The 25701-nt window shown below is 39.6% G+C and carries 22 protein-coding genes; 12 read left to right on the top strand and 10 right to left on the bottom strand.

Annotated features, from left to right (window positions below):
• Positions 1–2: 2 nt before the first annotated feature.
• The 6 genes from pstC to NYE32_RS05085 all read left to right on the top strand — a co-directional run bounded on the left by pstC (position 3) and on the right by NYE32_RS05085 (position 6732).
• Positions 3–917 carry a phosphate ABC transporter permease subunit PstC gene (gene pstC / locus NYE32_RS05110; protein WP_002890959.1) on the top strand — a complete coding sequence of 305 codons (915 nt, stop codon included), beginning with the start codon at positions 3–5 and terminating at the stop codon, positions 915–917.
• Positions 907–1791, top strand: coding sequence for a phosphate ABC transporter permease PstA (pstA, locus tag NYE32_RS05105; RefSeq protein ID WP_110981398.1), 885 nt, complete (start codon positions 907–909; stop codon positions 1789–1791). The genes pstC and pstA overlap by 11 nt, the downstream gene beginning before the upstream one ends.
• A 10-nt stretch (positions 1792–1801) precedes the next feature.
• On the top strand, positions 1802–2605 hold the full coding sequence (gene pstB, locus NYE32_RS05100; protein WP_110981397.1) for a phosphate ABC transporter ATP-binding protein PstB: 804 nt from the start codon (positions 1802–1804) through the stop codon (positions 2603–2605).
• A 12-nt stretch (positions 2606–2617) separates the two neighbouring features.
• On the top strand, positions 2618–3376 hold the full coding sequence (pstB, locus tag NYE32_RS05095; protein ID WP_002890956.1) for a phosphate ABC transporter ATP-binding protein PstB: 759 nt from the start codon (positions 2618–2620) through the stop codon (positions 3374–3376).
• Between the two features lie 28 nt (positions 3377–3404).
• On the top strand, positions 3405–4058 hold the full coding sequence (gene phoU / locus NYE32_RS05090) for a phosphate signaling complex protein PhoU (protein WP_004182526.1): 654 nt from the start codon (positions 3405–3407) through the stop codon (positions 4056–4058).
• A 133-nt stretch (positions 4059–4191) separates the two neighbouring features.
• Positions 4192–6732, top strand: a complete 2541-nt coding sequence (locus NYE32_RS05085) for a M1 family metallopeptidase (protein WP_339157121.1) — start codon at positions 4192–4194, stop codon at positions 6730–6732.
• Between the two features lie 162 nt (positions 6733–6894).
• On the opposite strand, the gene xerS is transcribed toward NYE32_RS05085, so the two are convergent.
• Together xerS and NYE32_RS05075 are read right to left on the bottom strand one after the other, a co-directional pair.
• A complete protein-coding gene (gene xerS, locus NYE32_RS05080; protein ID WP_339157120.1) occupies positions 6895–7965 on the bottom strand; it encodes a tyrosine recombinase XerS in 1071 nt (356 codons plus the stop codon).
• Between the two features lie 209 nt (positions 7966–8174).
• Entirely contained in the window at positions 8175–9164 is a 990-nt protein-coding gene (locus NYE32_RS05075) for a lipoate--protein ligase (RefSeq protein ID WP_339157119.1), read from the bottom strand.
• Between the two features lie 123 nt (positions 9165–9287).
• Between NYE32_RS05075 and NYE32_RS05070 the strand changes: the two genes are divergently transcribed.
• Positions 9288–10415: a hypothetical protein gene (locus NYE32_RS05070; protein WP_257056572.1), complete on the top strand. Its 1128-nt coding sequence runs from the start codon at positions 9288–9290 to the stop codon at positions 10413–10415.
• Between the two features lie 108 nt (positions 10416–10523).
• Here NYE32_RS05070 and glgP read toward each other — a convergent pair whose 3' ends face one another.
• The 3 genes from glgP to NYE32_RS05055 all read right to left on the bottom strand — a co-directional run bounded on the left by glgP (position 10524) and on the right by NYE32_RS05055 (position 15544).
• Entirely contained in the window at positions 10524–12785 is a 2262-nt protein-coding gene (gene glgP / locus NYE32_RS05065; protein ID WP_156685061.1) for a glycogen/starch/alpha-glucan family phosphorylase, read from the bottom strand.
• 1 nt (position 12786) lies between these two features.
• Positions 12787–14286, bottom strand: coding sequence for a 4-alpha-glucanotransferase (malQ, locus tag NYE32_RS05060; protein ID WP_155222355.1), 1500 nt, complete (start codon positions 14284–14286; stop codon positions 12787–12789).
• 253 nt (positions 14287–14539) lie between these two features.
• Complete coding sequence (locus NYE32_RS05055; protein WP_070577218.1) at positions 14540–15544, bottom strand: LacI family DNA-binding transcriptional regulator; 1005 nt, start codon at positions 15542–15544, stop codon at positions 14540–14542.
• A 180-nt stretch (positions 15545–15724) separates the two neighbouring features.
• Between NYE32_RS05055 and NYE32_RS05050 the strand changes: the two genes are divergently transcribed.
• The 5 genes from NYE32_RS05050 to NYE32_RS05030 all read left to right on the top strand — a co-directional run bounded on the left by NYE32_RS05050 (position 15725) and on the right by NYE32_RS05030 (position 20659).
• Entirely contained in the window at positions 15725–16972 is a 1248-nt protein-coding gene (locus NYE32_RS05050) for an extracellular solute-binding protein (protein ID WP_080612023.1), read from the top strand.
• An 89-nt stretch (positions 16973–17061) separates the two neighbouring features.
• A complete protein-coding gene (locus tag NYE32_RS05045) occupies positions 17062–18420 on the top strand; it encodes a sugar ABC transporter permease (protein ID WP_339157118.1) in 1359 nt (452 codons plus the stop codon).
• A complete protein-coding gene (locus NYE32_RS05040) occupies positions 18420–19256 on the top strand; it encodes a sugar ABC transporter permease (protein WP_021144180.1) in 837 nt (278 codons plus the stop codon). Before NYE32_RS05045 ends, NYE32_RS05040 begins: the two co-directional genes overlap by 1 nt.
• A gap of 15 nt (positions 19257–19271) precedes the next feature.
• The gene (ugpC, locus tag NYE32_RS05035) at positions 19272–20408 is read left to right on the top strand and encodes a sn-glycerol-3-phosphate ABC transporter ATP-binding protein UgpC (RefSeq protein WP_038676008.1); all 1137 of its coding nucleotides are present in this window, start codon (positions 19272–19274) and stop codon (positions 20406–20408) included.
• 158 nt (positions 20409–20566) lie between these two features.
• On the top strand, positions 20567–20659 hold the full coding sequence (locus NYE32_RS05030) for a type I toxin-antitoxin system Fst family toxin (protein WP_004182539.1): 93 nt from the start codon (positions 20567–20569) through the stop codon (positions 20657–20659).
• A gap of 135 nt (positions 20660–20794) precedes the next feature.
• On the opposite strand, the gene NYE32_RS05025 is transcribed toward NYE32_RS05030, so the two are convergent.
• The 5 genes from NYE32_RS05025 to efeO are packed head-to-tail and all read right to left on the bottom strand — an operon-like array spanning position 20795 to position 25457.
• On the bottom strand, positions 20795–20983 hold the full coding sequence (locus NYE32_RS05025; RefSeq protein WP_003092496.1) for a twin-arginine translocase TatA/TatE family subunit: 189 nt from the start codon (positions 20981–20983) through the stop codon (positions 20795–20797).
• Between the two features lie 12 nt (positions 20984–20995).
• On the bottom strand, positions 20996–21724 hold the full coding sequence (gene tatC / locus NYE32_RS05020) for a twin-arginine translocase subunit TatC (protein WP_339157117.1): 729 nt from the start codon (positions 21722–21724) through the stop codon (positions 20996–20998).
• Positions 21711–23396, bottom strand: coding sequence for an FTR1 family protein (locus NYE32_RS05015; RefSeq protein WP_339157116.1), 1686 nt, complete (start codon positions 23394–23396; stop codon positions 21711–21713). The genes tatC and NYE32_RS05015 overlap by 14 nt, the downstream gene beginning before the upstream one ends.
• Positions 23374–24579, bottom strand: a complete 1206-nt coding sequence (gene efeB, locus NYE32_RS05010) for an iron uptake transporter deferrochelatase/peroxidase subunit (RefSeq protein WP_339157115.1) — start codon at positions 24577–24579, stop codon at positions 23374–23376. Before efeB ends, NYE32_RS05015 begins: the two co-directional genes overlap by 23 nt.
• A 5-nt stretch (positions 24580–24584) precedes the next feature.
• On the bottom strand, positions 24585–25457 hold the full coding sequence (efeO, locus tag NYE32_RS05005) for an iron uptake system protein EfeO (protein WP_080610509.1): 873 nt from the start codon (positions 25455–25457) through the stop codon (positions 24585–24587).
• Positions 25458–25701: the final 244 nt, after the last annotated feature.

Here is a 25701-nt window from a genome sequence, read left to right as displayed (position 1 = left end):
GCATGAAAAATGAAGAATTGGTGAAACAATTAACATCACCCTCTAAAAATTCACGCCTCGAAAAGTTTGGTAAAACAATCACTTTCCTTTGCCTGGCCTTGATTGTTTTCATCGTGGCGATGATTTTACTTTTCGTTGCTCAAAAAGGGCTGGCGACTTTCTTTGTCAATAAAGTTAGCTTGGTCGAGTTTCTCTTTAGTGGTGATTGGTCACCATCTGAAGGCAAATTCGGGGCACTACCAATGATTTTGGGATCATTCGTAGTGACTTTGCTTTCAGCCTTGGTTGCAACCCCATTTGCCATTGGAGCAGCCATCTTTATGACTGAGATTTCTCCTAAAGGGGCTAAATTCCTACAACCCGCTATTGAACTTTTGGTCGGGATTCCATCCGTTGTTTATGGATTTATTGGTCTCCAAGTCGTGGTTCCATTTGTTCGCTTAATTTTTGGTGGAACAGGTTTTGGTATTCTTTCAGGTACCTTTGTCTTGTTCGTCATGATTCTACCAACCGTAACCTTTATGACAACAGATACGCTTCGTGCAGTGCCTCGTCACTATCGTGAAGCTAGTCTAGCAATGGGGGCTACACGCTGGCAAACTATTTGGCGTGTGACACTTAATGCGGCTAAACCAGGTATCTTCACGGCCGTTATCTTTGGTATGGCCCGTGCCTTTGGTGAAGCTCTGGCCATCCAAATGGTTGTCGGAAATTCCGCCGTGATTCCAACTTCTTTAACGACACCAGCAGCAACATTGACATCTGTCTTGACTATGGGAATCGGAAATACAGTCATGGGTACTGTTTCAAACAATGTCCTTTGGTCTCTCGCCCTGGTGCTCTTATTGATGAGTCTTGGTTTCAATATGTTGGTGAAATTCATTACCCGTGAGAGAAAGAGAAATTATGAACGCTAAAAAAATTGATAAAATTGCCATCAGCACACTCTATGTGATTGCTGGCATTATTGTAACAATCCTGGCCGCCTTGATTCTCTATATCTTGGTTCGCGGGATACCACACATCAGCTGGTCTTTCTTGACTAGTCAATCATCATCCTACAAAGCTGGTGGAGGAATTGGGGTTCAACTCTACAACTCATTCTTCCTATTGGTTATTACTTTGATTATTTCTGTGCCTCTTTCAATGGGAGCTGGCATCTTCTTATCAGAATATGCTAAAAAAGGACGACTTACCAACTTTGTCCGTACCTGTATTGAAATCCTATCTTCACTACCTTCAGTGGTGGTCGGACTCTTTGGTTATTTGATTTTCGTTGTCCAATTTCAATATGGATTTTCAATCCTATCAGGTGCCTTGGCCTTAACTGTCTTTAACTTGCCACAAATGACTCGTACGGTTGAAGATAGCTTAAGAACCGTTCACCATACCCAACGTGAAGCTGGCCTAGCTCTAGGTTTGTCTCGCTGGGAAACTATCTGTCACGTTGTTGTTCCAGAAGCCTTACCTGGTATTGTTACTGGTATCGTTCTTGCTTCTGGTCGTATTTTCGGAGAAGCAGCAGCGCTTATCTATACAGCAGGTCAATCTGCACCAGCACTTAACTGGAGCGACTGGAATCCGCTTAGCATCTCTAGTCCAATTTCGATTTTCCGCCAAGCAGAGACACTTGCTGTTCACATCTGGAAGGTCAACTCAGAAGGTACGACACCTGACGCCACTGCAGTATCTGCCGGTTCAGCAGCAGTGCTCTTGATTTTCATTCTGATTTTCAACTTTGGTGCACGTCGTTTGGGAGCTTACCTCCATAAGAAATTAACATCCGCTTAAAGGAGTTATTATGACAAAATATAATTGGGACGAGCGTCATATTATCACCTTCCCAGAGAAGGAGCTCGCTCTTGAAACAAGGGACTTGCATGTCTACTATGGTCAAAAAGAAGCCATCAAAGGCATTGACATGCAATTCGAGAAAAATAAAATCACAGCTCTTATTGGGCCTTCAGGATGCGGTAAATCAACTTTTCTTCGTAGTCTAAACCGTATGAATGATACGATTGATATTGCAAAGGTTACTGGACAAATCCTTTATCAAGGAGTCGATGTTAACGCAAGTAATATCAATGTTTATGAAATGCGTAAACATATTGGAATGGTTTTCCAACGTCCAAATCCATTCGCCAAGTCTATTTACAGAAATATCACCTTTGCTCACGAACGTAAAGGTGTAAGAGATAAGCAAACCTTGGACGAGATTGTTGAAACATCACTTAAGCAAGCTGGACTTTGGGATCAAGTTAAAGATGACCTTCATAAATCTGCCTTTACCCTCTCGGGTGGTCAGCAGCAACGTCTTTGTATTGCAAGAGCTATTGCCGTGAAACCGCAGATTCTCCTCATGGACGAACCTGCAGCTTCATTGGACCCTGTAGCTACTATGCAGCTCGAAGAGACCATGTTTGAACTTAAGGAAGATTACTCTATTATTATCGTGACGCACAATATGCAACAAGCAGCGCGTGCTAGTGATTATACAGCATTCTTCTACCTTGGTGATCTTATCGAATATGATGAAACCAAGAAAATCTTCCAAGATGCTGCCCTACAGTCAACCAGTGACTATGTATCAGGACGCTTTGGATAGAAAGGAGCACTTATGACTGAACCAATCATTTCAATTAATGATTTATCGGTGTATTTCAATAAGAAAAAAGCCCTCAATAATGTGACAATGGATTTCTATCCAAATGAAATCACGGCCCTTATCGGTCCTTCAGGATCCGGGAAATCAACCCTGCTCCGTTCTATCAACCGAATGGGAGATTTAAATCCCGAATGGACACTTACTGGTGCTGTTTCATACAACGGTCACAATGTCTACAGTCCTCGAACAGATACCGTTGAACTCCGTAAAGAAATCGGAATGGTCTTCCAACAACCCAATCCTTTTCCAATGTCAATCTATGAAAACGTGGTTTATGGCCTTCGTATCAATGGTATCAAAGATAAGGCTGTTCTTGATCAAGCAGTAGAAGAATCACTAAAGGGTGCTTCAATCTGGGAAGAGGTTAAAGACCGTCTCCATGACTCAGCACTTGGACTTTCAGGAGGGCAACAACAACGTGTCTGTATTGCACGAGTGCTAGCCACATCTCCAAAGGTTATCCTTCTTGACGAACCAACGTCGGCCCTCGACCCTATATCCGCTGGTAAGATTGAGGAAACCCTCTATAACCTTAAAGAACAATACACCTTGTTGCTAGTCACTCGTTCTATGCAGCAGGCAAGTCGTATCTCACAACGAACAGCCTTTTTCCTTGATGGAGAGCTCATCGAGTATTCATCAACGAAAGACATGTTCCTAAATCCACAACATAAAGAAACTGAAGATTATATTACCGGTAAATTCGGTTAAGAAAGGACAGATTACTAAAAAAATTATGATGTTACGAACTCCCTTCGAAGAAGAATTAGAAAAACTCCACAACCAATTTTACGCTATGGGTACAGAGGTTGCAGCTCAGCTTAAGAAAGCTGTACGTGCCTTTATCAGCCATGACCGTGATTTGGCTAAGGAAGTCATTGAAAATGACGAAATCGTCAATAACTACGAAACCAAACTTGAGAAAAAATCACTTGAAATTATTGCTCTACAGCAACCTGTATCAAGTGATTTGCGTACAGTTATCACCGCACTTAAAGCATCTAGCGACGTTGAGCGTATGGGTGACCATGCCGTTGCTATCGCTAAAGCAACCATCCGCATTAAAGGTGAAGAGCGTCTAACTGAAATTGAAGCTGAAATCAAGAAAATGGGGAAAGCAGTCCGCCACATGGTCGAAGATGCTCTAGATGTTTACTTGAACAGTGACGAACGACGCGCTTATGAAATCGCAGCTTCAGATGAAATCATTGATAACTATTTCCGTGATATTCAAGCCATGACAGTAGAAGGTGTTCGTAAGAATCCAGATGCTGCCTTCGCTGCCAAAGAATATTTCCAAGTACTTATGTATTTGGAACGTATCGGTGATTATGCCCGCAATCTCTGCGAATGGGTTGTCTACCTCAAATCTGGTAAAATCATTGAACTGTAGGCAAAGCTTCCAATCTATGTTATAATGGGTTTGTATTGAATAATTCAGACCCTTTTCTTTTGTAAAAGAGTCTAATATCGAAACATTTGTCAGTCTGTTTCGATACGAAAAGTTAGATTAGGAGTATATACGTATGACAGCATCTGTTGCTCGTTTTATCGAAAGTTTCATCCCTGAAAATTACAATCTTTTCTTGGACATTAATCGTTCTGAAAAGACCTTTACAGGGAATGTTGCCATTACAGGTGAAGCCCTTGATAACCATATCTCCCTTCACCAAAAAGACCTTACCATTAGTTCCGTTCTCTTGGATAATGAATCGTTAAACTTCCAAATGGATGATGCTAACGAAGCCTTCCATATTGAACTTCCAGAGACCGGTGTTTTGACGCTTGTCATTGAATTCTCTGGTCGTATTACAGATAATATGACAGGGATTTACCCATCATATTACAGCTACAATGGTGAGAAAAAAGAAATTATTTCAACGCAGTTTGAATCTCATTTTGCGCGTGAAGCCTTCCCATCTGTTGATGAACCAGAAGCTAAAGCTACTTTTGATTTCTCATTGAAATTTGATGCTGAAGAAGGCGATATCGCTTTGTCAAATATGCCTGAGATCAATAGCCATTTGCGTGAAGAAACTGGAGTTTGGACTTTTGAGACAACCCCTCGTATGTCTACATACCTCCTTGCCTTTGGTTTTGGAGCTCTTCAAGGTAAGACAGCGAAAACACAAAACGGTACTGAAGTTGGTGTCTTCGCTACAGTTGCACAAGCTGAAAACAGCGTTGACTTTGCCCTTGATATTGCCGTTCGTGTCATTGATTTCTACGAAGACTACTTCCAAGTCAAGTATCCTATCCCATTGTCATACCATCTCGCACTTCCTGACTTCTCAGCAGGTGCCATGGAAAACTGGGGACTTGTTACCTATCGTGAAGTTTACCTTCTTGTAGATGAAAATAGCTCAGCTGCAAGTCGTCAACAAGTAGCCCTTGTAGTTGCCCACGAATTGGCTCACCAATGGTTCGGTAACCTTGTTACAATGAAATGGTGGGATGATCTCTGGCTTAACGAAAGTTTTGCCAATATGATGGAGTATGTTTCAGTAGATGCCATTGAGCCTAGCTGGAATATCTTTGAAGATTTCCAAACAACTGGTGTGCCTCATGCCCTCCAACGTGATGCTACAGACGGTGTTCAGTCTGTCCACATGGAAGTCAATCACCCAGATGAGATTAATACCCTCTTTGATAGTGCTATCGTTTATGCTAAAGGTAGCCGTCTCATGCATATGCTTCGCCGTTGGTTAGGTGACGAAGCCTTTGCTAAAGGACTTAAAGCTTACTTCGAAAAACATCAGTACAACAACACTATTGGACGAGATCTCTGGAATGCCCTCTCTGATGCTTCTGGTAAAGATGTCTCTAGTTTCATGGATACTTGGTTGGAGCAGCCAGGTTACCCTGTTGTTAGCGCAGAAGTAGTTGACGACACTCTCATTCTTAGTCAAAAACAATTCTTCATTGGTGAACATGAAGATAAAGGTCGTCTTTGGGAGATTCCATTGAACACAAACTGGAAGGGGCTCCCAGACACACTCTCAGAAGAGCGTATTGAGATTCCAAATTATAACCAGCTTGCTGCTGAAAATAAAGGAGCTCTTCGCCTTAATACAGCAAATACAGCACATTACATTACAGATTATCAAGGTGAACTCTTGGACCAACTCTTAGAGGAATTTGCTAACCTTGATACTGTAAGTAAACTTCAGATTTTGCAAGAACGCCGTCTTCTTGCTGAAAGTGGCCGTATCTCGTATGCAAGCCTAGTCGCTCTTCTTGATCTTGTCGAAAAAGAAGAAAGCTTCTTAATTGCTCAGGCTAAGTCTCAAATCCTCGCTGGTTTGAAACGCTTTATCGATGAGGATACAGAAGCAGAAGTGCATTACAAGGCTTTAGTACGTCGTCAATTCCAAAACGACTTTGAGCGTCTTGGTTTCGATGCCAAAGATGGAGAATCAGATGAAGACGAAATGGTGCGTCAAACAGCTCTTAGCTACTTGATTCAAGCAGACTATCAACCAGCAGTCCTTGCGGCCGCAAGTGTTTTCCAAGCTCATAAAGAGAACATTGAAAGCATCCCTGCAAGTGTCCGTGGTCTCGTTCTCATTAACCAAATGAAACAAGAAAACAGTCTAACTCTTGTTGAAGACTATGTCAATGCATATGTAACAACAAATGATAGTAACTTCCGTCGTCAATTGACTCAAGCAGTTTCATACCTTAAAAACCAAGAAGGTCTTGACTACGTGCTAGGTCAGCTTAAAGACAAACATGTCGTTAAACCTCAAGACTTGTACCTATGGTATATGAATTTCCTCAACAAATCATTTGCACAAGAAACCCTTTGGAACTGGGCGAAAGATAACTGGAATTGGATTAAGGCAGCCCTAGGTGGCGATATGAGCTTTGATAGCTTTGTTAATATCCCAGCAGGAATCTTTAAAACGCAAGAGCGTCTTGATCAATATATTGCTTTCTTCGAGCCACAAACAAGTGATAAAGCCTTAGAACGTAATATCTTAATGGGAATTAAGACAATTGCCGCACGAGTAAACTTGATTGAAAAAGAAAAAGCAGCCGTTGAATCTGCCCTTAAAGATTATTAATAAGTAAAACAAGCTTTCCATGGAGGAAAGTTTGTTTTTTGTGTGTAATATTTTACATAAATTTAGTTATGTTTGCGAAGGAGCATAAAATGGTTTTAGCATAATTAAATTTATGTAAACTAAAAAAAACCACTCCAAATAGGAATGGTTAGACTAGGGTAATTATAAATTATCTAGAGCATTTTTTTGCTCATCATTAACAATATGCGTATATAAATCGGTAACCTGAGTAGAAGCATGACCAAGTTGGTGGCTAACTAAAACCTGAGACTTGGTAGCATCATAAAGACGTGTTGCCAGAGTGTGTCGTAGTTTATGGGGAGTCACACGTATCTTGAAATCCTGAGAATATTTGGCAACCATTTTTTCGATACTTGAAGCATCAATACGGTTTGGAACCCCTCGATATTCCGTTAAAAATAGGGCAAGGTCTTGCTTTTCAGCCTTATAGCGGTTATCACGAATACTAAGATAATTTTCAAGATAAGGTTTTGCAAAACTTGCTACATTAACTGAGTCTCGTTTGCCACCTTTTCGAGTAACATCAATGACCATCATTCTCAGATTGAGATCTTTAAGGTCCAGGTTAACAGCCTCAGAAAGTCGAACGCCTGAAGCCAGTAGCAAGGCTATTATCGCTAAATCACGTTCTTTATTCTTGTAAAACGAAGATTTTGCGCGATTTGAGAGCTTAACTTCGTATTCGTTTTCGACATAATCAAGAAATTCCATTGTTTCATCGCCTAGAAAAAGTTTCTGTTTGATATTCTCAGCACGTGCAGCCAAGGTTTCTTTCTTTTTCTTAGTTGAAACTTTTTTCATGACGTTACGGTAGAAATATGGCTCACCGTCAGGACCCTCGACCTCCTCAGTTAAATACTTATAGAGACTAGATAGAGCTGAAAGCGTACGGTTAATGGTTGTTTGAGAAACTCCCTGTTTCTTGGAATAGGTATTTAAGGACGGACGTTCACGTAGATAGAGCACAAATGACTCCATGTCTTTTTTAGTTAGATTTTCCAGGGTTTTGATGTCAATTGAGGCAATATCATGAGCATCTGAAATACCTGAGTCAATCAACCAGTCAAAAAAGCGTTTATATTCCTTAAGGTATTCGTATAAGGTCGTAAAAGAATATGGAACCGATAGTTTAGACTGATAATACTCCAAGACAAACCAGGGCATTAGAGATTTGTATTCTTCAATTTTTTCGAGTAAGAGTTCACGTTTCATTTGTTTTTTCTCCAAAATTACTTAATAGAAGTATATCACACCCTTATCTTTCTTTCAAGAAAATTACAGTTTTTCGGAAAGATATTATAAGGTGTTTTTTACTTAGAGGTTTTTATAGATTTACCGGCCAGCCTATCTATATAGAGACTCACTTAGTCAATGATAAAAGAAAAAACAACCTGGAGTTTTCCAGATTGTTCAAACAATGATTAAGCTACGATAGCTTTTGCAACCTCCTCGGTTGTCATACGTGAGAAATAATGTGTTGTGTCAATAGTTTTAAGTTTTGCCAAGACATCTTCGTACTCATAAGGTACACCAACCAACAAGTCTTCAATATCTGATACATCTCCGATACCAAAGAAATCTCCGTAAATCTTAACAGATTTAATGATTGAATTTTCAACGTTGGCATAGGTTGAGATTTTACCGGCTTGGTAACGAACATTACGTTCTACTGTATATTCTGGTGATTGTCCGTAAGTCCAATCCCATGTATTGAATTGTTTCTCATAAGAATCCTGAATCTTAGCCAATTCGCTTTCAGAAAGGACGTATTCTGTCATTTCTGGGTAGAATTCTTTCATTTTTTCCAAGATTTTATCTGAGAATTCATTTACAGTGATTTTTTTTGGCAATTCGTCGACGATGTTGGTCACACGAGTACGTACAGATTTAACGCCTTTTGATTCGATTTTGTCTTTGCTGACTTTAAGGGCTTGTCCAAGAACCGACATATCAACGTCAAAAAGCAAGCAACCATGGTGCATCATACGACCTTTATAGTAAGCTTGAGCATTTCCACAGAACTTTTTACCATCGATTTCAAGGTCATTACGGCCAGTAAATTCAGCCTTAACTCCCAAATCAGCAAGTGTAGCGATTACAGGTTGAGAGAAAGTCTTAAAGTCAAAAGCACCTTCATCTGCCTTATTAGAGATGATGGTATAGTTCAGGTTATTCAAATCATGATAAACAGCGCCACCACCAGACAAACGGCGAACGACCTTAATACCATGAGCATCTGTATATTCTTTGTTAATCTCTTGAATGGTATTTTGGTGCTTACCGACAATGATAGCTGGACGGTTAATCCAAAGAATGAACAATTCATCTTCATTCACCAATTCACGAAAAGCATAGGCTTCCAAAGCAATATTATAGGCAGGATCGTTTGATGTATTTACGATATATTTCATGAGGTCTCCTCTTGTAATGTGATACTTATATTATAAAGGAAAACAGTGACAAAGTACACGAAGACGCCTTAGCTATAAGGATTTTCATGATATAATAGTATAAAATATATGGGGAGTTTTGACATGATACAAAATCCTAGTAAATTGAGTCTCTTTTTCTCAAGGCTAACTAATAAAATAAATAAAAAGTTCAAAATAGCCTTAGCTCTGCTTCTTTTTGTAACCCTTGGAATTTTTCTCTATAATGCCTACCAAAGAGCTTATAAGCCTTACCTCTATGATAAGGAGAATTACTATTACAAGGCTTATCATTACAGTGTCAAGAAGATAATACCTCAAAGAAAAGTTGTCAAAGATATTGAGATTGAGGTTCTACACTTCGGAAAAGACGATTTTCCAGATGATTTGTCTGCCTATAAGGTCGGCCATTATATTGATAAAGGAATTGATCCCCGAAGACTTTTCTTACATATTACTTTTACAGATAATACCAATATGACTTTACCATTTGGACAGGTGACCTCTACTGAAAACCATTATGAAGAATATCAAAACTATTTCGATCATAAAGTTTTTGAAGTCGGTCCAGGCTTTGATAAAGAATGGTTTTCTAATGCAGAGAATTACAGACAAATAATTCAGCGTTTCCCTGGATTACATGACAAAACAATGGATGCCGACTTCGAATTATATCTAAGAGATTTTCTTTTTTTGATAGTCCCTGGGGATACCCTATATCAAACTGGAGCTGTCAAAGAAGGTGTCAGTAAATACCACTTTCAGTTGAAAAATCCTAAATCAGGAAAAATGCAAAGTTATTTTATCTATGGAAATGAAGGCAAAATTCCATTATGGGATTGGCAAACTCCCTTTGTTACTTTTGATAAAGATTTTGCTAACAAAGAAAGAATCCAGGAATTTTTCGATGACTACGAAATTAGAGAGTATGGGAATTACTGGGATGGAATGTACAATATAACGTTTCCTCACTTAAATAGCTTTAGGGGTGACAGGTACAACTTTTATAAAATGGCTTTTTACTCAGATGAATTTACAAATTTTCCACTAAGCCTTGATTTAACAGGTAAGAGCGAGAATTTTAAAATTACCATAACAGATTCATACCTACAAGAAGAATCCAGAACTGCAAAAGATCAAATCCATTATCTAAAATACTCAACATCTAAAACTTATGATGCATCAAATAAAGAAGCATATATTAATGATATATTGAATCATTATCATAAGTGACAGAATTAAATTTATGTAAACACAGCTAACCATCTAAATTAGCTGTTTTTTTCATGCAAAAAAAACAAGACCATTTCTGATCTTGTTTCCTTCTATGCAACTAGATTTTTATTTTGTGTGCCAGATGTCTTTGTCATACTGTTCGATTGTACGGTCAGATGAGAAGAATCCTGCTTCAGCGATGTTGTAAACAACTTTTTTGTTCCATGCATCTTGATCTTCGTAAGCTGCGTATACTTCTTCTTTCTTGTCGATGTATTCAGCCAAGTCAATCAATGTCATGAACCAGTCTTTAGAGATAAGTTCTTTGTGGAGACGTTCCAAGCGTTCTTTATCACCAAGTTTAACAAGGTCTTCGCTTACGATAAAGTCAACAGCTGCTTTGATGTTAGCATCTTTTTTGTAGTAATCACGTGATACATAACCTTCTTTTTCGTAAAGGTCGATGATTGTATCAGAGTCTTTACCGAACGTGAAGATGTTTTCTGGTCCTACCAATTCAGCAATCTCAACGTTGGCACCGTCCATTGTACCAAGAGTGAGGGCACCGTTAAGCATGAATTTCATGTTACCTGTACCTGAAGCTTCTTTAGAAGCCAATGAGATTTGCTCTGAGATATCAGTTGCTGGGATAAGGTGTTCAGCAACTGTTACGTTGTAGTTTTCAACCAAGTGAACGTTGAGGTATTTGCTTACTTCTGGATCATTGTTGATGAGTTCAGAAAGCGACAAGATCAAGTGGATAATGTCTTGTGCAATAACGTAAGCAGGAGCTGCTTTACCACCAAAGATGATAGTGATTTTACGTTTTGGAAGGTTTCCTTTTTTGATTTCCAAGTATTTGTGGATGACATACAAAGCGTTCATTTGTTGACGTTTGTATTCGTGGAAACGTTTGATTTGAGTATCAATGATTGAGTTTTCATCAAGATCGATACCTTTGTTGGCTTTAAGATAACGTTTAAGTGACAACTTGTTATCATATTTGATTTCAGCCAAACGTTTGTGAACTGCTGGATCATCTGCAAAGGCAGCCAATTTTTCCAATTGAGTTGCGTCGGTAAGGTAACCATCACCAATCAATTCTTTGATGTAATCAGCAAGTTCTTGGTTTGAGAATTCCAACCAACGACGGAATGTAATACCGTTTGTTTTGTTGTTGAAGCGTTCTGGGTAAAGGTCGTAGAATGGTTTCAACTCAGAAGATTTAAGGATTTCTGTGTGAAGTGCTGCTACACCGTTAACGCTTGTAGAGAAGTGGATATCCATGTGTGCCATGTGAACACGGTTGTCTTTGTCAATGATTTGAACACGTGGATCTTCGAATTTTTCACGAATGATAGCATCCAATTTCTTGATGATAACAACAAGGTGTGGAACAACTTCTTCAAGGTAGTCAAGAGGCCATTTTTCAAGGGCTTCAGCCAAGATAGTGTGGTTTGTGTAACCAACCATTTTGCTTACGATTGCTACTGCTTCATCAAATTCAAATCCATGTTTTTCTGTCAAAAGACGGATCAATTCTGGAATTACCATTGATGGGTGAGTATCGTTGATTTGTACGTAAGCGTAATCTGGAAGGTCGTGAAGGTTAGATCCACGTTCGATAGCTTCGTCGATCAAAAGTTGAGCAGCGTTTGATACCATGAAGTATTGTTGGTAGATACGCAAGAGCTCACCTTTACGAGTTGAGTCATCAGGGTAAAGGAAAAGTGTCAAGTTCTTTTGGATTTCGTCTTGATCAAAAGTGATTCCTTTATCAATCAAACCGTAGTCCACACCATTGATGTCAAAGAGGTTAAGGTAGTTCTTAGTTTCTTTCTTATAACCCAAGATATCCAAACGATCCAAACGTGATTTCAATGTGAAGTTTTTGAATGGAACATCATAAGAGATATCAGTTGGTACCAACCATGATTGATCTTCAATCCAGTAGTTTGGTTCTGCATCTTGTTTGTTGTCTTTGAAGACTTGTTTGAAAAGACCACAGTGGTAGTTAAGACCAACACCTTCACCGTTGATGCCAAGTGTTGCCATAGAGTCGATGAAACATGAAGCCAAACGACCCAAACCACCGTTACCAAGAGATGGTTCTGGTTCAACGTCTTCAATTTCGCTGATTGATTTACCAGCAGCATCCAATTCAGCTTTAACATCCTTGTAGATGCCCAAGTTGATCAAGTTGTTAGACAAAAGTTTACCGATCAAGAATTCAGCTGAGATATAGTAAACTTTACGTTTGCTATCGTTTTTAGGTTTTGGAGCAGCTGCTTCTTTTACGAATTCCAACAAAAGATAGTAGATTTCTTCGTTTGAAAGGTCCTTAAGATTTTTGTTTTTTGCTTCAACATATTGTGTAAATGTAGCCATTTTAGTTATTACCTCGATTATATCTTTCTGTAATGTCTGTCAAAAATTCTTTCTTGTCGACAGTAATTTCACCTGGAAGCATACGCCATTTCCAGTTTTGACCAACTGTGTTAGGGAAGTTTGTACGGCTATTTTCAGGTTTATCAAGGATATCCTGCATAGTCGCAATAGCTGTGTTGCTTACAGTAGCAAAGAGGGTGCGAAGAAGAGCACGTGTGATTGGTTCACCTTGACGACGGTTGATGTATGCATCAGTATAATCACGTTGCTCTTGCGTCAAGTTGTCGTACCAACCGTTGATTACTTCGTTATCATGTGTACCTGTGTAGGCAACTGAATGTTGTGTGTATACGTGTGGAATGTCAATGCTATTTCCAGTAGTATCGTAGAATCCAAATTGAACAATCTTCATTCCAGGGTAACCACAGTCTGCAAGAAGTTTACGTGTCTTATCATCAATGTTACCAAGGTCTTCGGCAATGATTTTAAGATCACCCAATTCTTCTTTAACCACTTTGAAAAGGTCATAACCAGGTCCAGGAACCCATTCACCATTTTCAGCAGTTTCATCTCCTCCAGGAATTTCCCAGAAGTCAGAGAACCCTTTGAAGTGGTCAATACGCAAGTAATCATAAAGTTTAAATGATTCTTGAATACGGAATACCCACCAAGCATAATTTTCTGCTTTGTGTTTATCCCAAGCATAGATTGGGTTACCCCAAAGTTGACCAGTTGCTGAGAAGTTATCAGGTGGAACTCCTGCAATGTAACGCGGTTTACATTCAGCGTCTAGTTTGAAGAGATGTGGTTGAGTCCAAACTTCAACACTATCAGCTGAAATGTAGATTGGCATGTCACCGATGATTTGAATACCATTTTTGTTAGCATAAGCTTTTAGTTCTGCCCATTGGCTAAAGAAGAGGTATTGTACTACTTGGTGATATGTGATAACATCAGCAAGTTCTTTGCGAAGTTTCTCAAGAGTTGCTTCATCGCGTTTAACTGCTTTTTTATCATCCCATTCTTGAAGGGCTTTATTATCAAAGTGTTCTTTGATAGCCATGAATTCAGCATAATCAGCTAACCAGTTAGCATTTTTAGTTTTAAAAGCTTCGAATTTTTTAGCTTCTTTTTTATCTGCCAAGATAGCTTTTACTGCTTTTTCAAGGATTGGACGACGTGCTTCATAAACTTTAGCATAGTCGATAAACTCTGGATCTGATCCAAAGTCAGCGTCTTTAACATCAGCTTTAGTTAGAAACTTGTCACGAATAAGGAAATCCAAATCGATGAAGTGTGTGTTCCCCGCTACCGCAGAGAATGATTGATAAGGTGAGTCCCCATAACTTGTTGTAGTAAGTGGCAAGATCTGCCAGTATGTTTGTTTTGTTTCTTTCAAGAAATCAACAAAGTCATAGGCTGCTTGACCGAAAGATCCGATCCCGTAGTCACCTGGAAGTGATGTGATGTGCATCAATACACCGCTTGCTCGTTTGTTCATAAAGTTTACCTCAAATTATTTTTTACACTTATGATTATAATGCAAACGTTTGCACAAGTCAAGAATTTTTAGCAAAAAAATAGAAATTTTTTTATTTTTTCTTGAATAATTGTTCGCAAAACAAACGCTTACAATTTGAGAGAGTGTTTTTAAGCCGAGGCTTCTAGTGAATTCCGGAAAATAGTCATCTTACATAAAATAAAAAAGTAGCCGGCTAATTTACTAACCAACTACTTAGATTCTCCTTAAGATATTATGAATGCGTTAAGACGCTTTCTCTTTCTATAAGTTTAAATGGAATGATGACTTTCTGTGACTTGTTCTTAGTTGACTTAAGGAGTCCCATAAGACTTTGTACACTTTCTTTAGCAAGTTCTTGGATATTAATATCAAAAGTGGTCAAGAACGGATGCATGATTTCTGCAAAAGTAGAATTATTGAAGGAAATGATAGCATAATCTTCAGGTACTCTAATCCCTTGATTGTTTAGCCATTGAATGAGACGAAGGGCGATAAGGTCATCCTTGACAATCAAAGCTGTCGGAGAAAATCTATCTAATTCCTTCTTTAGCATATCGATTGTTTTAGATGAAAATACAAGTTCAGGTAAGATTTCTAATTCTAGTTCATCTGCTGCTTCTTTATAACCTCGATAACGTTCCTGTCCTACTTGACCAAAAAGGTCATCCGTAATAAAACCTATTTTTTTATGACCATGAGATGATAAATACGTCACTGCTTCCTTACCTAAGGCCTTATTGTCATTATCGATGTAGGTAACCTTATCTTTTGTATCACCTGCAGCTCCAATGACGACAAAAGGAACTTTTTCTTTTAGGAGATAGGATCTAACAGGATCATTCTTCTCAGAGTAGAGAATAATGAAACCATCAGCTCGTTTTTGGCGATGCATGAGTTCGACTTGTTTAACCAATTCATCCAAACTAGCACCTGTGGCAATACTGACAACCTGAGAATTGCGACTTGCTTCTTCATTGATAGCCGTTAGAATTTCCATATAGAAGGGTTGACTGATATTTTCTCTATTCGCCAAAGGAGGAAGAATCACACCTAAACTATGAGTTAAGCCAGTTGCCAACATCTGAGCTGCAAGATTGGGGACATAACCTAATTCATCCATAGCCGCCCGCACCTTGTTTTTTGTTTCTTCAGAAATGGCTGGATTATCTTTTAAGGTCCTACTAACCGTTGAAGGACTTACTCCTGCTTTTTGGGCAACATCCTTAATTGTAGCCATTATTTTCCTCTCATTCTCATAAATATTTATAGTCGTAAAATACAAGAACAATTATAACCGAAACAATTTAGTTTTGCAATCGTTTGCACAAAGTTAAAAATTTTTTTATAAAATACTTGACAGATTGTGGAAACGGTTGCATAATGTTTATCGTAAACTAAATTTCTGGAGGAAATAGAAATGAAAAAATGGCAAAAGGTATTACTTGGTAGTGCTGGATTACTTGTGGCTGGATCGCTCTTGGTAGCTTGTGGCTCAAACTCAAGCAAGAGCTCAAGCTCAGATAGCAAGACTTTGAAACTTTGGGTACCAACTGGTGCTAAGAAATCTTACTCAGATACAGTAGCACAGTTTGAAAAGAAATCTGGTTACAAAGTTGATATGGTTGAAATGGAAGATCCAAATGCTCAAGAAAACTTGACTAAGGACGCTTCTACTGCTGCAGATGTCTTCTCACTTCCACATGACCAACTCGGTAAATTGGTAGACGCTGGAGCTATCCAAGAAATCCCAGAGCAATACTCAAAAGAAATTGCTGAGCAAGATACTGAACAAGCTGCTGTAGGTGCTCAATACAAAGGTAAAACTTACGCCTTCCCATACGGTATCGAAACTCAAGTTACATACTACAACAAATCTAAACTTAATGAAGAAGATGTGAAATCATATGAAACAATCACTTCTAAAGCTAAATTTGGTAGCAACTTGAAAGAAGTTAACGCTTATGTAACTGGTCCTCTCTTCCTTTCAGTTGGTGACACACTCTTTGGTCCTAACGGTGAAGATGTGAAAGGTACTAACTGGGGTAACGAAGCTGGTGTGAACGTTCTTAAATTCATCGCAGCTCAAAAAGACAATAAAGGATTTGTTAATGTCGATTCAGCAAACATGATGGCTAAATTCGAAGATGGTTCTGTTGATGCTTTCCAATCAGGACCATGGGACTACGCTGCAGCTGCTAAAGCTGTTGGTAAAGACAATCTTGGTGTTGCTGTTTACCCAACAGTTAATATCGGTGGTCAAGACGTTCAACAAAAAGCCTTCATGGGTGTTAAACTTTACGCAGTTAACCAAACACCATCTAAAGGTAACGCAGAACGTATCGCTGCTTCTTACCAATTGGCACAAGCTTTGACAAGCAAAGACAGTCAAAATAACCAATTCACTAATGAAGACCGTCACATCATCCCAGCTAACAAAGAAGTTCAAGCTTCTGAAGCTGTTCAAAAGGATGCACTTGCACAAGCTGTAATTACTATGGGTTCATCTGATCAGTACACAACTGTTATGCCTAAACTTAGTCAAATGTCAGTCTTCTGGACTGAAAGTGCTGCTCTTATGAGTGATGCATATAACGGTAAAATCAAGGAAGATCAATTCCTTACTAAATTACAACAATTTGATAAAGATTTGGCAGCAGCTAAATAAGAATCCTAACTATGAGAAAGTAAAGAGGCAGGTCAGGTTCCTAGCCTCTTTATCTATCACTAATTAAACATTTATCTGAGGAGATATCTATGTCACAAACAATCTACGACACAACTCCTATGCGCCAGGTCTTCAAAGAAGGTACATGGGATGTCAAATTATCCTTTCTGGTAATGGGATTGGCAAACTTTGTCAACAAACAGTTCACCAAGGGCTTGCTCTTCCTCCTTTCTGAGATTGCCTTCTTAGTAGCTTTCGTTATCCAAATTATTCCTGCACTTAAAGGGATGATTACCCTGGGGACTCAAGAACAAGGTGAGGCTATTAAAGAGGTTAATGGGGTTAAGCTTACTGTTCAGGTTGCTGGAGATAATTCAATGCTTATGTTGATTTTTGGACTTGCGTCATTAATCTTCTGTGCAGTCTTCGCTTATATTTACTGGTGTAACCTTAAAAGCGCTCGTCATCTCATGGCTCTCAAACAGTCTGGACGTAAAGTTCCTAACTTTATCGAAGACTTCAAGACCTTGGCTGATGGCCGTTTCCACATGGGTCTTATGACTGTCCCTTTGATTGGGGTTTTGCTCTTCACAATCTTGCCTTTGATTTATATGATCTGTTTGGCCTTTACTAACTTTGACCACAATCACCCAGCACCTAAATCACTCTTTGACTGGGTTGGTTTCTCAAGTTTTGGTGAAGTCTTACAAGGTCGTATGGCTGGTACTTTCTTCCCACTTTTGACATGGACCTTGATTTGGGCCGTTGCTGCAACAGCAACTACTTTCTTCTTCGGTATTGTCCTTGCCCTCTTGCTTAACACTAAGGGCCTTAAATTCAAGAAAGTATGGCGTACACTCTTTGTTATCACTATCGCCGTTCCTCAGTTTGTATCCCTTCTTTTGATGCGTAACTTCCTTAATGACCATGGGCCTTTGAATGGTTTGCTTCAAACCTTGCATCTCACTAATGAACCTATTCCGTTCTTGACTGACCCAGTTTGGGCTAAGTTCTCTATTATCTTTGTTAATATGTGGATTGGTATTCCATTCACAATGTTGGTCGCAACTGGTATCATCATGAACTTGCCAACTGAGCAGATTGAAGCAGCTGAAATTGATGGAGCAAGCAAGTTCCAAATCTTCAAGAGCATCACTTTCCCACAAATTCTCTTGATTATGGCACCATCATTGATTCAACAATTCATCGGTAATATCAATAACTTCAACGTTATCTACTTCCTTACTGGTGGTGGACCTACTAATTCTGAATACTATCAAGCGGGTTCAACTGACCTCTTGGTAACTTGGCTCTACAAACTGACTGTTAGCGCTAAAGACTATAACTTGGCATCTGTTATCGGTATCTTGATTTTCGCCATCTCTGCAACATTCAGTCTCTTGGCCTACACAAGATCATCTTCATTCAAGGAAGGGGCTGCTAAATAATGAAACGTAAGAAAAATCTATACCTAACTGGTACTTATATTCTATTGACAGTTCTAGCTGTTATCTGGTTGATTCCTATTATCTGGATCTTCCTTACAAGTTTCCGTGGTGAAGGAGCCAATGCGGTGCCTTACTTCTTCCCTAAGACTTACACATTTAATAACTACATCAAACTGTTTACCAGCGATGCTTATCCATTTGGAAAATGGTTCATCAATACCTTCATCGTTGCCACATGTACATGTATCCTCTCAACTTTGATTACCGTTGGGATGGCCTACTCACTTAGCCGTATTAAATTCAAACACAGAAATGGCTTCTTGAAATTGGCACTTGTACTTAACATGTTCCCTGGTTTCATGTCTATGATTGCGGTCTACTATATTTTGAAGGCCCTTAATTTGACACAAACCTTGACATCTTTGGTTTTGGTTTATTCTGCTGGGGCAGCACTTGGTTTCTACATTGCGAAAGGTTTCTTTGATACCATTCCTTACTCATTGGATGAATCAGCAATGATTGATGGGGCAACTCGTCTTCAAATCTTTACCAAGATTACCTTGCCACTTTCTAAACCAATCATCGTCTACACTGCCCTCATGGCCTTCATGGGGCCTTGGGTAGACTTCATCTTTGCATCTGTTATCCTTGGTGACGTTAAAGATAAATATACCGTTGCCCTTGGACTCTACCAAATGCTTAACCAAGACGCTATCAATGAATGGTTCCTTCCATTTACCTCAGGTGCTATTATCATCGCCATCCCAATCACCCTTCTCTTTATCTTCATGCAGAAATACTATGTTGAAGGTGTAACCGGCGGATCAGTTAAATAATAAAGGATAAATGATATGACAACTCTTAAACTGGATAAAATTTACAAAAAATACCCAAATGCAACTCACTACTCTGTTGAAGATTTCAGTATCGACATCAAAGACAAGGAATTCATCGTTTTCGTAGGTCCTTCAGGATGTGGTAAATCAACAACTCTCCGTATGGTTGCTGGTCTTGAAGAAATCAGTGAAGGTAAACTCTATATTGATGGTGAAGTGGTTAATGACAAATCACCAAAAGACCGTGACATTGCCATGGTATTCCAAAACTACGCACTTTACCCACACATGACTGTTTATGAAAATATGGCCTTTGGTCTTAAACTTCGTAAATATAAAAAAGACGATATCGACAAACGTGTGCGTGAAGCTGCTGCTAGCCTTGGTTTGACTGAGTTCTTAGATCGTAAGCCGGCAGACCTTTCTGGTGGTCAACGTCAGCGTGTAGCTATGGGACGTGCCATCGTTCGTGATGCTAAAGTCTTCCTCATGGATGAACCTCTCTCAAACTTGGATGCTAAACTTCGTGTCACTATGCGTGCTGAAATTGCTAAAATTACTCGTAATATTGGCGCAACAACCATCTATGTTACTCACGACCAAACAGAAGCCATGACTCTTGCTGACCGTATCGTTATCATGAGTTCTACTAAAAATCCTGATGGTTCTGGTACTATCGGCCGTATCGAACAAATTGGTACACCTCAGGAACTTTACAATGAACCAGCCAACAAATTTGTTGCTGGATTTATCGGAAGTCCTGCTATGAACTTCTTCAATGTTAAGGTTGATGGCAACCGTATCACTAACTCTGAAGGCTTGGATATTGCAATTTCTGAAGGTCAAGCTAAAATCTTGAAAGAAACAGGTTATCAAGGCAAAGAAGTTATCTTTGGTATCCGTCCTGAAGATGTTTCAAGCCGTCCAATCGTTCAAGAAGTATATCCAGATGCCAATGTAGATGCTGAAGTCGTCGTTTCAGAGCTTCTTGGTGCAGAAACAATGCTTTACCTAAAACTTGGAGAAACTGAATTTGCTGCCCGTGTTGATGCGCGTGACTTCCACAATCCAGGTGAAAAAGTAAATCTTACTTTCAGCGTTGCAAAAGGTCATTTCTTCGACGCTGAGACAGAAAAACGTATCAGTTTGTAATATAAAAAAATCAGCCTTCTTGAGCTGATTTTTTGTATGGCATGATTAAACTACCTTCTAACTTTTACTTCCTGACACTCACTAAACAACTCTCTCAATCTATGATATAATATCCCTTGGCACCTCGACACCGCCTACGAAGGGAGGTGAGATTGCCTATGATGGATTTACTATTCAAAACTATCATCGGACCCATTGTGGTCGGTGTTATCCTTCGTCTGATCGACAAGTGGTTAAACAAGGATAGATAGTGCTAAAAAAGACCCCGAGCTTATGTGGAAGTTAGCTTGGGGTCTTTTCTTGCCTATGATATAGACTTACTATTCAATACAGGTGTATTATGTCATAAAAGCTTAGAATTGTCAAGAAACTAGAGTATCTAGGAACTAGTCTTTCTTCTCAGTCTCATGATCCTTTTTATCTTCATCGGTCTTATTTACGGCTGCTTTAAACTCGGCTAGCATTTTACCGATAGATTGACCGAGTTCTGGCAAGCGTTTAGGACCAAAGATGAGGAGGGCTCCTAGGACAATAATGATAAGTCCTGGAGCTCCGATATCACGTAGAATTCCCATGAGATCTCCTTTCTATTTATCTTTATATTTTCTTCGTTTACGTTTATAAATGAGCTTACTAAGAGTTACGCTAACTTCATAGAGTAAGATTAAGGGAGCAGTCATGGCCAAGTCACTAATAAAGTCGGCTGGTGTCAAAACAACTGCCAAAACCAAGAGAATAAAGTAAGCATAGCGTCTATAGCGTGCCAGAAATACTGGTGTCAAAATGCCAATGGACGTTAAGAAGCTCACAATTACGGGAAGTTCAAAGAGAACAGCTAAAGGCACTGTCGTATGCAGTAAAAAACTAAGGTAGTTTTGTGCTGTAATCTGGGTATCAAAGAGCCCTTCACCTAGTTTTAAAAGCACTTCTAAGATAGCTGGACTAACAAAATAATAACCAAAGGCAAGACCCAAAACAAAACAGACAAAAGTTGCTGGAATATAGGCAAAAATGGCACGCGCTTCATTGTCCCTCAAACCAGGTTTCACAAACTGCCAAATCTGGTAGGTGGTAAAAGGCAAGGTGACCGTAAAAGCCATGAGACTGGCTAAGTTAATGTAAATCCAGAGAATATCGTTAGGTCCTAGAACCAATAAGGGCTTATCAAATCCTCTAGTCAGATAAGCATAGAGCTCCCCAGCAAACAACAGGGTGATACAGAAAACTAGGGAAAAGCATAACACTACTGCAATAAAACGTCTCCGAAATTCCACCAGATGCTCAACAATGGTCATCTCGTCCTTACTTCTTGCCATGCTGTTTCACCGTTACAAAGGCAATAATAGCAATAAAAATAAGTTGTGGAATTAGGACTTCCCAGCTTGGATAAATACCAGCCCAATCAATGGTTGGGAAACCACTAATCAAATGATTGGACATCATATTAGTCAACTGAAGGGCATGAATGCTGACACCGAGCATCTTGAAGGCCAAGGCATAAATCAACCAGGTCAAAATAAAGAAGATACGATGTGGTTTAATATAGTGACTAGCTTTAGTCATAGCAACGGCAATAATAACAAGAACTGCAATGGCTGAAGCAATACCAATCAAGAAATTAGCTGTCGTGATACGTGGGACAATACCGACATAGAAAAGAATAGTCTCGGCACCTTCACGGAAGACAGCCAAGAAACTAAGTGCAAACATGGACACAAAGCTTCCAGTAGCCGTCACCGTCTTCATCTGGCGGTCCATAAAGTCATTCCACTGTTTGACTGAAGACTTACTATGAAGCCAAATTCCAATCAGAATCATCATCGCAACTGCAAAGATACCAACGCCACCTTCAATAATTTCACGGTTAGCCCCCGAGGTCACAGCTGGAAAGACAACTTGTAAGATAACAGCTATAACTGCGCTGGCAAGAACACCAGCAATGGCTCCGCCATAAACCCATTTAAGTCCCTTACGCATCTTGGCTGCCTTAAGAGTTGTCACAAGGGCCATAACAATGAGGAGGGCTTCAACCCCTTCACGTAAGAGAATCAACATGGCATCAAAGGCATTATAAGAAGCACTTGTATCAATAGCAGATAGGTCTGTGATCAAGGCTTGCAGTTTGTCCTGATAAGCTTTTTCTTTTCCCTTAACCATGATAACAGGTGTTTCACTTTCCACGCGCGTATAAAGGCTTGGATTAGTTGTGCTTACATCGCCTTCAATGGTTGGCCAGATAGTGATGAACTTCTTCATAGTTGCCGCAGCCGTTTTTTCATCACCTGCTTGGAATTGACCGAGAGCTTTTTCCAAGAGCTTAATACCATCTTTAAGAGTTAAACTGGTGCTAGTGCTATCAAGAGGAACACCCTTGATAAAGTCATCAATCCCACCCTTGAGATCATCATAAGATGACTGGATGCTGGTGAAATCAGTAGGTTCTGTTTCAATGCTACTTCTCAATAGTGAAATGGCCGTCTCAATCTTGCCGTAGTAGGCAGTACTGTGGTCACGGACAACAGCTTCATTTCGCGTCCAAGCATTATTTAATTCACTGTAAGTTTTGCGTGTTGCAGCCAGGTCTTTGGCCGTAATGGCATCCTGTAAGTTTTTGAAATAAGGCTCTAGGCGTGTTTCAAGTTTTTCCTTTTCGGCATCTAAATCAACAGGATTTTGCTCTTTCTCAAATTTAAGAAGGGCTGACGAAATGGAGGTTAGGTCCTCTTCTGTCACGTCACCCTTAATATCAAGAGCCTTGCTAACTTTTTTACCTGCCTTGGAATCGTGATTTTCTTTAGTTTCGAAATCAGTCTTAATCTCAGCAACCAATTCCTTAGCTTTTGTTTGATCTTTGTTTTGAACAGCTGTTGTCGCATCTGTAATTTTGATATAGAGGTCACTGTATGATTCAGCAGCTACTGGATAGGTCCAGAATAAGGCTAAAAGCCCAAGCAAAACGAGGAGTTTATTCAAAGAGTGCTTGACCAAGGTAGCCTCCTTTCTCCACGCCAGCAAAGCAAGCAAAGAGCCCACTTCCGATATGGGTGATGTACTCGTTCATCTTGTCTACTGCACCAAGATTGGTCTGAATTTTAACAAAACGGTCTGGATCCTTCTGGTAGGCAATGAAAATTAAGCCTGAATCAAACTGGCCAGTTCTCTCATCAATGCCATCTGAATAAGAATATGAACGACGTAAGATAGGAAGGTCTACTTCTTTAGCCAAACGCACATGCGAATCGACTGGTAATTTTGATAAATCTACTTCATCAAACTCATCTTTCTTTCCAAAAGGTGCGCCGGATTCCTTGTAACGACCAAAGGTGTTTTCCTGCTCCTGCAAATTGGTACGATCCCAAGTCTCCAAATGCATCTGTACCAAACGAAGAGCCATATAAGAGCCACCCTTCATCCAATCTTTACTATCAGTCCAGACAACCTTGTCGAATTCCTTTTCCGTCGTAACATTAGCAGTACCATCCTTGAAGCCAAAGAGATTTCGAGGCGTTTCCTTGCGGTCTCCAATTGCAGCAAAACCTGATTTGCTCCACTTCATGGTAATTTTATTACGACCTTTACGAATCAGATTGCGAACAGCGTGGAAAGCTACTTGTTCATCGTCCGCACAGGCTTGAATCACGATATCACCACCCGTATACTTGTCCTGCAACTGCTCCTTTGGAAATGGAGGCAAATCACGGAAGAGCTTAGGACGTTTAGATTCCAAACCAAGTTTTTTAAGAAAATCAGCCGAGACACCAAAAGTCAAGCTCAAGCGATAGGGGTTGAGTCCCACTGTTTCACCTGTATCTGTTGGAGGCAAGAGGGCATTGGAACCATCTTTTTTGACAAGCTCCCCATCGACCAATTTACTACTATAGTCTGTCCAGTCTTTAAAGAGCTGGATCACTTCTTTTTTATCAGTTGTATGAAGATCTAGCACCACCAAGTAGCAAGCCTTCTGCATGGGAGTCGTAATCCCAGCCTGGTGCTTACCATAGAAGCTAATATCCTCATCTCCATCAAGAGCTTTTTGTGTTGAACTATCCTGATTAGCGAAAAAAGCAGATGCACCAGAAAGACCAAGCGCAAGCCCAGCCCCTCCAATACCTGCTTTTTTAAGAAATTCACGACGGTCCATTTTTTTATCTAAAAATTTTTCGTCAGTCATTTTTCTTATTTCCCATCTAGGATAACACCCATTTGTGATAATGGTTCACCAAGTTTAGTTACAGCTTCGGCCAATTCCTTAGTATCTGCCTCACTCAAATCTGTATAAGACTTATAGTTTTTCTCATCAGTCATGTGTTTGTCTAAAAGACCATTGACATTCTTGAATTCTGCTTCCAAAGTCTTAACAAGCTTAGCATCTTTCTTTTGGATCAACGGCTTAAAGAGTTCGAAGATTTTCTCTGCCCCTTCAATATTAGCACGGAAGTCGTAAAGATCAGTGTGTGAAAAGACTTCTTCTTCACCTGTAATCTTTTGAGTAGCCACTTCGTTAAGAAGGTCTACAGCTCCAGTCAGCATGATATCTGGAGTGACTTTAACAGTTGCAATTTTAGCCTTGAGCTCCTTGATATCGTTGACCAATTGATCTGCATAGGCAGCTGTACCATCGGTCGTGTTGTCTTGCCACATGATGCGTTCAATACGGTGGAAACCTGACCAGCCATCTTCTGATTTATTTTCGTCCATGTAATCAACCAAACGGTAGTCGATTTTCACATCAGACTCACCGAAGCTTTCGGCAATTGGTTCTGAACGTTCGTAAGCCATACGAACCAATGGGTATTGTTTCTTGGCTTCTTCAAGATTTCCTGACTTGAGGGTTTCACTGAATCCTTCAGTATCTTTCAAAAGCTGATCGATTTCGCCTTCAACGAAAGTCTTGTAATCACTTGTAGCCTGCTTCAATTGTTTTTGCTCACTAGCTGTGAGTTTTGAGCTAGATGAGCTAGAATGACTTGAATTATCAGATTTGGCACAAGCCGTCAATAAAAGCCCTGATGCCAAAAGAACAACACCAAGTTTGTTAAGTTTTTTCATGAATGTCTCCTATTTTCAAGATAGTGTTCGACATTTGTCGTTATATATGTGAATCGTTTGTTATTTCGATATGAAAAACGAACGATGATAAGTCAATAATGGTCTCTCATATGTAAGAGAACATATTCTAAACTAACAGAAGAAACCAGCACTGTCAACGGTTTTAGGCTATTTAAGAACTATTCTAAAGAGCAGATAAGAATGATTCTAAATAAAAGAAAAACAACAGGAAATAACCTGTTGT

It is taken from the genome of Streptococcus sp. FSL R7-0248 (assembly GCF_037967965.1).
Taxonomy (GTDB): Bacteria; Bacillota; Bacilli; order Lactobacillales; family Streptococcaceae; genus Streptococcus.
This window is presented reverse-complemented; position numbering and strand designations above follow the sequence as displayed.

What these genes read in the sequence shown, in the direction of transcription:
- phoU (WP_004182526.1), top strand. Translation starts at nt 3,405, where the DNA reads ATGTTACGAACTCCCTTCGAAGAAGAATTAGAAAAACTCCACAACCAA.
- ugpC (WP_038676008.1), top strand. Translation starts at nt 19,272, where the DNA reads ATGACAACTCTTAAACTGGATAAAATTTACAAAAAATACCCAAATGCA.
- glgP (WP_156685061.1), bottom strand. Translation starts at nt 12,785, where the DNA reads ATGGCTACATTTACACAATATGTTGAAGCAAAAAACAAAAATCTTAAG.
- NYE32_RS05030 (WP_004182539.1), top strand. Translation starts at nt 20,567, where the DNA reads ATGATGGATTTACTATTCAAAACTATCATCGGACCCATTGTGGTCGGT.
- NYE32_RS05050 (WP_080612023.1), top strand. Translation starts at nt 15,725, where the DNA reads ATGAAAAAATGGCAAAAGGTATTACTTGGTAGTGCTGGATTACTTGTG.
- NYE32_RS05085 (WP_339157121.1), top strand. Translation starts at nt 4,192, where the DNA reads ATGACAGCATCTGTTGCTCGTTTTATCGAAAGTTTCATCCCTGAAAAT.
- xerS (WP_339157120.1), bottom strand. Translation starts at nt 7,965, where the DNA reads ATGAAACGTGAACTCTTACTCGAAAAAATTGAAGAATACAAATCTCTA.
- NYE32_RS05070 (WP_257056572.1), top strand. Translation starts at nt 9,288, where the DNA reads ATGATACAAAATCCTAGTAAATTGAGTCTCTTTTTCTCAAGGCTAACT.
- NYE32_RS05075 (WP_339157119.1), bottom strand. Translation starts at nt 9,164, where the DNA reads ATGAAATATATCGTAAATACATCAAACGATCCTGCCTATAATATTGCT.
- NYE32_RS05045 (WP_339157118.1), top strand. Translation starts at nt 17,062, where the DNA reads ATGTCACAAACAATCTACGACACAACTCCTATGCGCCAGGTCTTCAAA.
- efeB (WP_339157115.1), bottom strand. Translation starts at nt 24,579, where the DNA reads ATGACTGACGAAAAATTTTTAGATAAAAAAATGGACCGTCGTGAATTT.
- pstB (WP_110981397.1), top strand. Translation starts at nt 1,802, where the DNA reads ATGACAAAATATAATTGGGACGAGCGTCATATTATCACCTTCCCAGAG.
- NYE32_RS05025 (WP_003092496.1), bottom strand. Translation starts at nt 20,983, where the DNA reads ATGGGAATTCTACGTGATATCGGAGCTCCAGGACTTATCATTATTGTC.
- NYE32_RS05055 (WP_070577218.1), bottom strand. Translation starts at nt 15,544, where the DNA reads ATGGCTACAATTAAGGATGTTGCCCAAAAAGCAGGAGTAAGTCCTTCA.
- NYE32_RS05040 (WP_021144180.1), top strand. Translation starts at nt 18,420, where the DNA reads ATGAAACGTAAGAAAAATCTATACCTAACTGGTACTTATATTCTATTG.
- pstC (WP_002890959.1), top strand. Translation starts at nt 3, where the DNA reads ATGAAAAATGAAGAATTGGTGAAACAATTAACATCACCCTCTAAAAAT.
- malQ (WP_155222355.1), bottom strand. Translation starts at nt 14,286, where the DNA reads ATGAACAAACGAGCAAGCGGTGTATTGATGCACATCACATCACTTCCA.
- pstB (WP_002890956.1), top strand. Translation starts at nt 2,618, where the DNA reads ATGACTGAACCAATCATTTCAATTAATGATTTATCGGTGTATTTCAAT.
- efeO (WP_080610509.1), bottom strand. Translation starts at nt 25,457, where the DNA reads ATGAAAAAACTTAACAAACTTGGTGTTGTTCTTTTGGCATCAGGGCTT.
- pstA (WP_110981398.1), top strand. Translation starts at nt 907, where the DNA reads ATGAACGCTAAAAAAATTGATAAAATTGCCATCAGCACACTCTATGTG.
- tatC (WP_339157117.1), bottom strand. Translation starts at nt 21,724, where the DNA reads ATGGCAAGAAGTAAGGACGAGATGACCATTGTTGAGCATCTGGTGGAA.